Consider the following 6,665-nt stretch of genomic DNA (forward strand, 5'->3'; position numbering starts at 1 on the left):
TCCGTTCTCTCTTGATCGATTCGCGTACAGGGAAAGCCGATGCACGCGCCAAAACCGCGGGCACCGCATCGACTAGTCGCGCAGCACCGCCACCGCCTTGATCTCGACGATATAGCCGGGCGCGCCGCCGAGCATGTGCGCGCCGACGGCCGTCCACGCGGGCCGCGGATGCGCATCGAAATAGCGGTCTCGCACCTGCATGAACAGCGGCAGGTCGCGCATGTCGGTGTGAAACGTCGTGAGGTCGACCACATCGTCGAACGATGCGCCGGCCGCCTCCAGCACCTGCTTCAGGTTCTCGAACGCCTGCACGATCTGCGCTTCGCGATCCTCGACCAGCTGCATCGCCGCGTCGCGGCCGATCTGGCCGGATACGTAAAGCGTATCGCCGACCTTCAGTCCCGGCGCGTAGCCGATCTTCTCGTACACCGCTTCCATTCCCGCCGGAACGATGGCTTTGCGTTCATGCATGATTGTCTCCGTGGCCGGCATCGTCGCGCCGGCCGTCTGCGGTTGTCGATGAAACAATGGCCAGCGATACGCCCTTCAACCCGTATCGCCACCCGCCACCGGCAGCACCGTGCCCGTGATGTAGCTCGCCTCGTCCGACGCGAGGAACAGGATCGGCGCGATCTGTTCGTCCAGCGTGCCGTAGCGCTTGAAGTACGTCGATTCGGTTACCTGCCGCACGGCCTCGCCCATCCACGCCTGCTCCTGCTCGGTGTCGCCGGCCGCATTGCGCGGCACGCGGCGCGGCGGCGCGCTGGTGCCGCCCGGCGCGGTGGCGACGACGCGGATGTTGTGTTCCGCATATTCCATCGCAAGCGCCGACGTCAGCGCGTTGACGCCGCCCTTCGCCGCCGAATACGGCACGCGCCGGATGCCGCGCGTCGCGTTCGACGAGATGTTGACGATCGTGCCGCCGCCGCGCGCGAGCAGGTGCGGCAGCACGGCGTGACAGGCATAGAGCGTCGGCATCAGCGAGCGGCGGATTTCCGCGTCGATCTGCGCAGGCTCGAACTCGGCGAACGGCCGCATGCGGATCGCGCCGCCGACGCCGTTGATCAGGATGTCGATGCCGCCGAACGTCCGCACCGCGTGCGCCATCGCGGCATGCGCGCCTTCGTACGTCTCGAGATCGGCGACGAAGCCGGCCGTATCGCCGCCCGGCGCTTCCGCGGCCACCTCGGCCACGAAATCCGCGCGATCGACGAACAGCACCTTGCCGCCCTCTGCCGCCGCGCGCAGCGCGACACCGCGGCCGATGCCCTGCGCCGCGCCGGTGACGACGACGACCTTGCCGGAGAATCGTTGCATGGTCATGCCGCCTTTGCCGTGACGTTGGGGGTGAACTTCTCGTAGTGGAAGCTGTTCGGCTTCACGCCCGCGTCGTCGAAGTACTGGCGCACCGCGTCGACCATCGGCGGCGGCCCGCACAGATACACGTCGACGTCGCCGTCGTTCAGCGCGTCGGCCGGGATGTGCTGCGTGACCCAGCCCTTGCGCGGATGGCTCGACGCGGCGTCCGCGACGACCGTCGCGAAGCTGAAGTTCGGCAGCCTCGCCGCCACCGCCTCGAGCGCATCGACCAGCACCAGATCGAGATCGCGCGTCACGCCGTAGACCAGGTGCACCTTCTGCTGCGAGCCGCTGCGCGCGAGCACCTCGAGCATCGACAGGAACGGCGCGAGGCCCGTACCGCCGGCGAGGAACAGCAGCGGCCGCTGCACGTCGCGCAGGTAGAAGCTGCCGAGCGGCCCGTGCAGTTCGAGCGTGTCGCCGGGCTGCGCCGATTCGAGCCACGTGCTCATCACGCCGCCTGGAATCTTCTTGATCAGGAAGCCGACCTTCGCGTCGCCCGGCGCCGACGAGAACGAATACGAGCGATGCTGGCCGCTGCCCGGCACGCCGATGTTCACGTACTGGCCCGGCAGGAACACCGGCGCGCTGGCGCCGACGTCGAGTTCGAGCACGACGGCCGCATCGTTGTGCTGCTCGACCTTCGTGACCGTCGCGGCAAAGGCGCTCTGCCCGGTCTTGCAGGCGACCGACGACGTCGGCACCGCGATCACGCAATCGCTTTGCGGCACCATCTGGCACGTCAGCACGAGGCCGCCGTCCTTCTCGTCCTCGGTCAGCGCATCGTCGATGTAATCGTCGCCGAGGTCGTAGCGGCCGCTTTCGGCGCGGCACTTGCAGGTGCCGCACACGCCGTCGGAGCAATCCATCGGCAGGTTGATCTTCGCGCGAAAGGCTGCATCGAGCACCTTCTCGCCGGCCTTGCAGTCGATGAAGCGGGTCACCCCGTCCTCGAAATTCAGTGCAATCTTGTAGCTGGACATCGCGTCACCTCCACTTCCTTTCATGACAGGCCAACGGCGTCAGACGTGATAGACGTCGAGCACCTGCCGGATGTAATCGTTCTTCAGCACGATCTTCTTGCGTGAAATCAGCAGCGCGTCGCCCGTGCGTCGCAACGTGACGAACATCGTGCCGAAGAAGTGATCGGTCACGCGATAACGGTGGTTCAGCGTGTGAAAGTTGTAGCGCACGTCCACCTCGTCGTCGCGTTCGGCCAGCACCTCGACGTTCGTCACGTTGTGGCTGGTACGCGGCTCGGGCGTCGATGCGCCGCTGCGCTCGGTCTTGATCCGGAACACGCGATCCTCGAGGCCGCCGCGGTCCGCGTAATACATCAGCGAGATCTGGCTCTGCGGATCGTCGGTCGGCCGATCGTCGTCGTCCCATGCGGGCATCCAGTACGTGACGTCCTCCGTGTAGCAGGTCAGCCACGCGTCCCACTCGCGATCGTCAAGCAGGCGCGCTTCACGATACAGCGCCGCGCAAATCGTCCGGTAATCGAAGCTCATGCCGCCACCTCCCCGCGTTCCTTCTTCAGCGCATCGCGCATCACGTGCACCCAGTGTTCGTGCTGGCACACGAACAGCCCTTCGTCCTCGCTGCGTTCTCCCGAAATGCGCGGGTTCAGCCCCATCTTTTTCGCGTTCTCGTCCGGCCCGTCGACCCACAGCGGCGCGCCGCGCGACAGGTCGTTCCACATCGCCGTGATGCCCGCATAGCCGGCCTGGCACGCGCGGAACTCCTCGAGATCGTCGGCCGTGCCCATGCCGGTCACGTTGAAGAAATCCTCGTACTGGCGGATCCGCGTCGTGCGATCGGCCTCGCTCTCGCCTTTCGGCGCGAAGCAGAAGATCGTGACTTCGGTCCTGTCGACGCCGAGCGGTCGCACCACGCGGATCTGCGTGCTGAACTGGTCCATCAGGAACACGTTCGGATACACGCACAGGTTGCGCGTCTGGTTCACGATGAAGTCGGCCTGCACGTCGCCGACGCGCGCCCGGATCTCGTCGCGGTGCTGATACACGGGCCGCACCTCCGGGTTCATCGTCTGCGTCCACAGCAGGATGTGGCCGTGGTCGAAGCCGTACACGCCCGCGACCGACTTGCTCCAGCTGTTCGCGTCGACCGCCTTGGTGCCGTCCGCCTTACGGCGGCCCATCGTCGCCGCATAGTTCCAGTGCACGGTGCTGACGTGATAGCCGTCGCAACCGTTCTCCATCTGCATCTTCCAGTTGCCTTCGTAGATGTAGGACGAGTTGCCGCGCAGCACTTCGAGCCCGTTCGGCGCCTGGTCGACGATCTGGTCGATGATCACGCGCGCTTCGCCGAGGTAGTCCTCGAGCGGCAGCACGTCGGCGTTGAGGCTGCCGAACAGGAAGCCGCGATAGTTCGCGAAGCGCGCGACCTTCTTCAGGTCGTGCGAGCCGTGCGTGTTGAACTGCACCGGATACTCGGTCGTCTTCTCGTCCTTCACCTTCAGCAGCTTGCCGGTGTTCGAGAAGGTCCAGCCGTGGAACGGGCACGTGAAGCTGCCCTTGTTGCCGTGCTTGCGGCGGCAAAGCATCGCGCCCTTGTGCGCACACGCATTGATGACCGCATGCAGCTCGCCGGTCTTGTCGCGCGTGATGACGATCGGCTGGCGGCCGATCCACGTCGTGTAGTAATCGTTGTTGTCGGGAATCTGGCTTTCGTGCGCCAGGTACACCCAGTTGCCCTCGAAGATGTGCTTCATCTCGAGCTCGTACAGCGCCGCGTTCGTGAAGATGTCGCGGCGGCAACGGAAGACGCCGGCCGCCTTGTCATCCTGCACGGCGGTTTCCAGCAGGTGATCCAGGTCGTTCGTAGCGTCGATCGTGATGGACATGATGGCTCCTTCCATGCGCGTGCCGCGTCCTGCAAGCACGCTCGCATCGGTATCGGTTGAATCTCGGGGGACCGGCCGGCAGCGGCGGCGCACGCGCGCCGCCGTGCCGCCGGTAGTTATGCCGCGGCGGAAGCGCGCAGGCGCTCGACGATCTGGTTGTCCTTGCCCTGCACGCGCGGCGTCAGCACGAAGTTGAACTCGATGTCCTGGTACGCATCGGCCTTCATGCCGAGCGCCGTGCCGCCGGTTCTTTCGGTCACGGGCGGGATCAATTCCTCGCGCGTCGCATACGCGAAGTCGTCCCAGATCAGCGGATCGCCGTCGATGTTGAACTGTGTCGTCAGCTTGCGGTGATCGTCGCTCGTCACGAAGAAGTGCACGTGCGCGGGACGGTTGCCGTGGCGACCGAGGCGGTTCAGCAATTGCTGCGTCGCGCCCTGCGGCGGGCAGCCGTAGCCGACCGGCATCAGTGTGCGGAATTCGTACTTGCCGTCGGCGCCCGTTTTCACCGCGCCGCGCAGGTTGAAATCGCTCTGCTTGTCGGTCGGGTCGAAGTGCGAATAGAAGCCCTTCGAATTCGCGTGCCAGCATTCGACCACCGCGCCGGCGATCGGCTTGCCGTCGAGACCGGTGACCGTGCCGTGGATCACGAGCGGGCCCGCGCCGTCGTCCGCGTCGAGGTCGATCTTCGCGACGCTGTCGCGCACCGGTGCGCCGGCCACGTACAGCGGCCCCTCGATCGTGCGCGGCGTGCCGCCGTCGAGCCCGATCGCCTCGTCCTCGGCGTCCATCCGGATGTCGAGATACTTCTCGAGACCGAGGCCGGCCGCGAGCAGCGCTGCTTCGCCATCCTGACCGAGCTTGTTCAGGTAGTTGACGCCCGCCCATACTTCGTCGGGCGTGATGTCGAGATCGTCGATCGCCTTGAACAGGTCGCCGAGCAGGCGCAGCACGATCTGCTGCGTGCGTGCGTTGCCGCCGGTGCCGTTTCCTCCCGCGTTCGACGCGGCCTTCAGCAGGTCCTGCACTTCCCGGGTATCGAAAACCTTGACGCTCATGATGCTGTCTCCATGTGTATTAGGGGGATGACGGTCTTTGCCTGACTCGATTACCGCACGACTTTCGTCAGCCCGTCGCGGGTGAAGCGCCTGACCTTGTCCTCGTCGAGCGCGATGCCGAGACCGGGGCCGTCCGGCACGGTCAGTTCGAAGTCGCTGTAATCCAGCGGTTGCGTCAGGATTTCTTCGGTGATCAGCAGCGGCCCGAACAGTTCGGTGCCCCACTGCAGGTTCGCGATACTCGCGCACAGGTGCGCGGATGCCACCGTGCTGAACGCGCCTTCGAGCATCGTGCCGCCGTACAGCTCGATGCCGGCCGCATCCGCGATCGCGGCCACGCGCTGCGCGGCGAAGAGGCCGCCGCTCTGTTCGATCTTGATCGCGAACACGTCCGCGCCGTGCTGCTTCGCGATGTCGAATGCGCTGTCGGGGCCCTGCAGGATTTCATCGGCCATCAGCGCGACCGGGAAGCGGCGCATCAGGCGCGCCAGCGCCGCGGCCGATGCGACCGGCTGCTCGACCAGTTCGCAGCCCGCATCGGCGAGCGCCGGAATCGCGCGCGCGGCCTGCGTTTCGCTCCACGCCATGTTCACGTCGACGCGCACCGACGCGCGATCGCCGACCGCCTTCTTGATGTCGGCCACGTGCCGGATATCCATTTCCGGCGCCTTCGCGCCGATCTTCAGCTTGAATACGTTGTGGCGGCGCGTGTCGAGCATGCGCTCGGCTTCGGCGATGTCGGTGGCCGTGTCGCCCGACGCGAGCGTCCATGCAACCGGCAGGCGATCGCGGCGACGGCCGCCGAGCAGTTCGCTGACCGGCACGCCGAGCCGCTTGCCGTGCGCGTCGAGCAGCGCGGTTTCGAGCGCGCTCTTCGCGAAGTGGTTGACCTTCGCGAGCTTGCCGACGAACGCCATCAGCGTCTGGACGCGCGTGGCGTCACGGCCGACGATCGCCGGTGCGAGATACGCGTCGATCGCGAGCTTCATCGCTTCCGGGCTTTCCGGGCCGTAGGCCATGCCGGCGATCGTCGTGCCTTCGCCGATACCGGTCACGCCATCGCTGCAGAACACCTTCACGAGCATCAGCGTCTGGCCGTGCATCGTGGCCACCGACAGCTTGTGCGGGCGGATCGTCGGCAGGTCGACGAGACGGGTTTCGATGCGTTCGATGGTGGCGGAGGACATGGGGCGCGCTGCGTGGGGGCTGTTCATGGAACGGATTTATACGCGGCGGGGAAATGGGGCGTCCAATACTTTTGGACGGGATTTTTGATACCTGCTGGGTATTGAAATCGGGCCGTGGGCGCGAAATATTGCGGTGCGCCATACCTGTTTTGGTTAGGTAGGCGGGCTCGGAGGGTTGATGGAACGGGGTTGCGC

General features: G+C 65.9%; 7 protein-coding genes. All 7 read right to left on the minus strand.

The genetic code is table 11. The features are described from left to right. Window positions 1–72 precede the first annotated feature (72 nt). The 7 genes from H0X95_RS16990 to H0X95_RS17020 all read right to left on the minus strand — a co-directional run bounded on the left by H0X95_RS16990 (window position 73) and on the right by H0X95_RS17020 (window position 6,470). Window positions 73–471: a RidA family protein gene (locus H0X95_RS16990; protein WP_059723087.1), complete on the minus strand. Its 399-nt coding sequence runs from the start codon at window positions 469–471 to the stop codon at window positions 73–75. Window positions 472–546: 75 nt separating this feature from the next. Further along, a complete protein-coding gene (gene benD / locus H0X95_RS16995) occupies window positions 547–1,323 on the minus strand; it encodes a benzoate diol dehydrogenase BenD (RefSeq protein WP_059722908.1) in 777 nt (258 codons plus the stop codon). Continuing rightward, window positions 1,320–2,342 (minus strand): benzoate 1,2-dioxygenase electron transfer component BenC, encoded by a 1,023-nt coding sequence (benC, locus tag H0X95_RS17000; protein ID WP_034203604.1) that lies wholly within the window; start codon window positions 2,340–2,342, stop codon window positions 1,320–1,322. The genes benD and benC overlap by 4 nt, the downstream gene beginning before the upstream one ends. Before the next feature lie 39 nt (window positions 2,343–2,381). Further along, window positions 2,382–2,870, minus strand: coding sequence for a benzoate 1,2-dioxygenase small subunit (gene benB / locus H0X95_RS17005; protein WP_006485355.1), 489 nt, complete (start codon window positions 2,868–2,870; stop codon window positions 2,382–2,384). After that, on the minus strand, window positions 2,867–4,225 hold the full coding sequence (locus tag H0X95_RS17010; protein ID WP_006485411.1) for a Rieske 2Fe-2S domain-containing protein: 1,359 nt from the start codon (window positions 4,223–4,225) through the stop codon (window positions 2,867–2,869). Before H0X95_RS17010 ends, benB begins: the two co-directional genes overlap by 4 nt. A 116-nt stretch (window positions 4,226–4,341) precedes the next feature. Beyond that, entirely contained in the window at window positions 4,342–5,283 is a 942-nt protein-coding gene (gene catA / locus H0X95_RS17015) for a catechol 1,2-dioxygenase (protein WP_059722907.1), read from the minus strand. Window positions 5,284–5,333: 50 nt separating this feature from the next. Next, window positions 5,334–6,470: a muconate/chloromuconate family cycloisomerase gene (locus H0X95_RS17020; protein ID WP_059722905.1), complete on the minus strand. Its 1,137-nt coding sequence runs from the start codon at window positions 6,468–6,470 to the stop codon at window positions 5,334–5,336. Window positions 6,471–6,665: the final 195 nt, after the last annotated feature.

This window comes from Burkholderia sp. 9779_493 (assembly GCF_015712215.1).
Taxonomy (GTDB): Bacteria; Pseudomonadota; Gammaproteobacteria; order Burkholderiales; family Burkholderiaceae; genus Burkholderia; species Burkholderia cenocepacia.

Coding starts and splice junctions, on each gene's coding strand:
- H0X95_RS17010 (WP_006485411.1), bottom strand. CDS start 4,225: ATGTCCATCACGATCGACGCTACGAACGACCTGGATCACCTGCTGGAA.
- benD (WP_059722908.1), bottom strand. CDS start 1,323: ATGACCATGCAACGATTCTCCGGCAAGGTCGTCGTCGTCACCGGCGCG.
- H0X95_RS17020 (WP_059722905.1), bottom strand. CDS start 6,470: ATGTCCTCCGCCACCATCGAACGCATCGAAACCCGTCTCGTCGACCTG.
- benB (WP_006485355.1), bottom strand. CDS start 2,870: ATGAGCTTCGATTACCGGACGATTTGCGCGGCGCTGTATCGTGAAGCG.
- catA (WP_059722907.1), bottom strand. CDS start 5,283: ATGAGCGTCAAGGTTTTCGATACCCGGGAAGTGCAGGACCTGCTGAAG.
- benC (WP_034203604.1), bottom strand. CDS start 2,342: ATGTCCAGCTACAAGATTGCACTGAATTTCGAGGACGGGGTGACCCGC.
- H0X95_RS16990 (WP_059723087.1), bottom strand. CDS start 471: ATGCATGAACGCAAAGCCATCGTTCCGGCGGGAATGGAAGCGGTGTAC.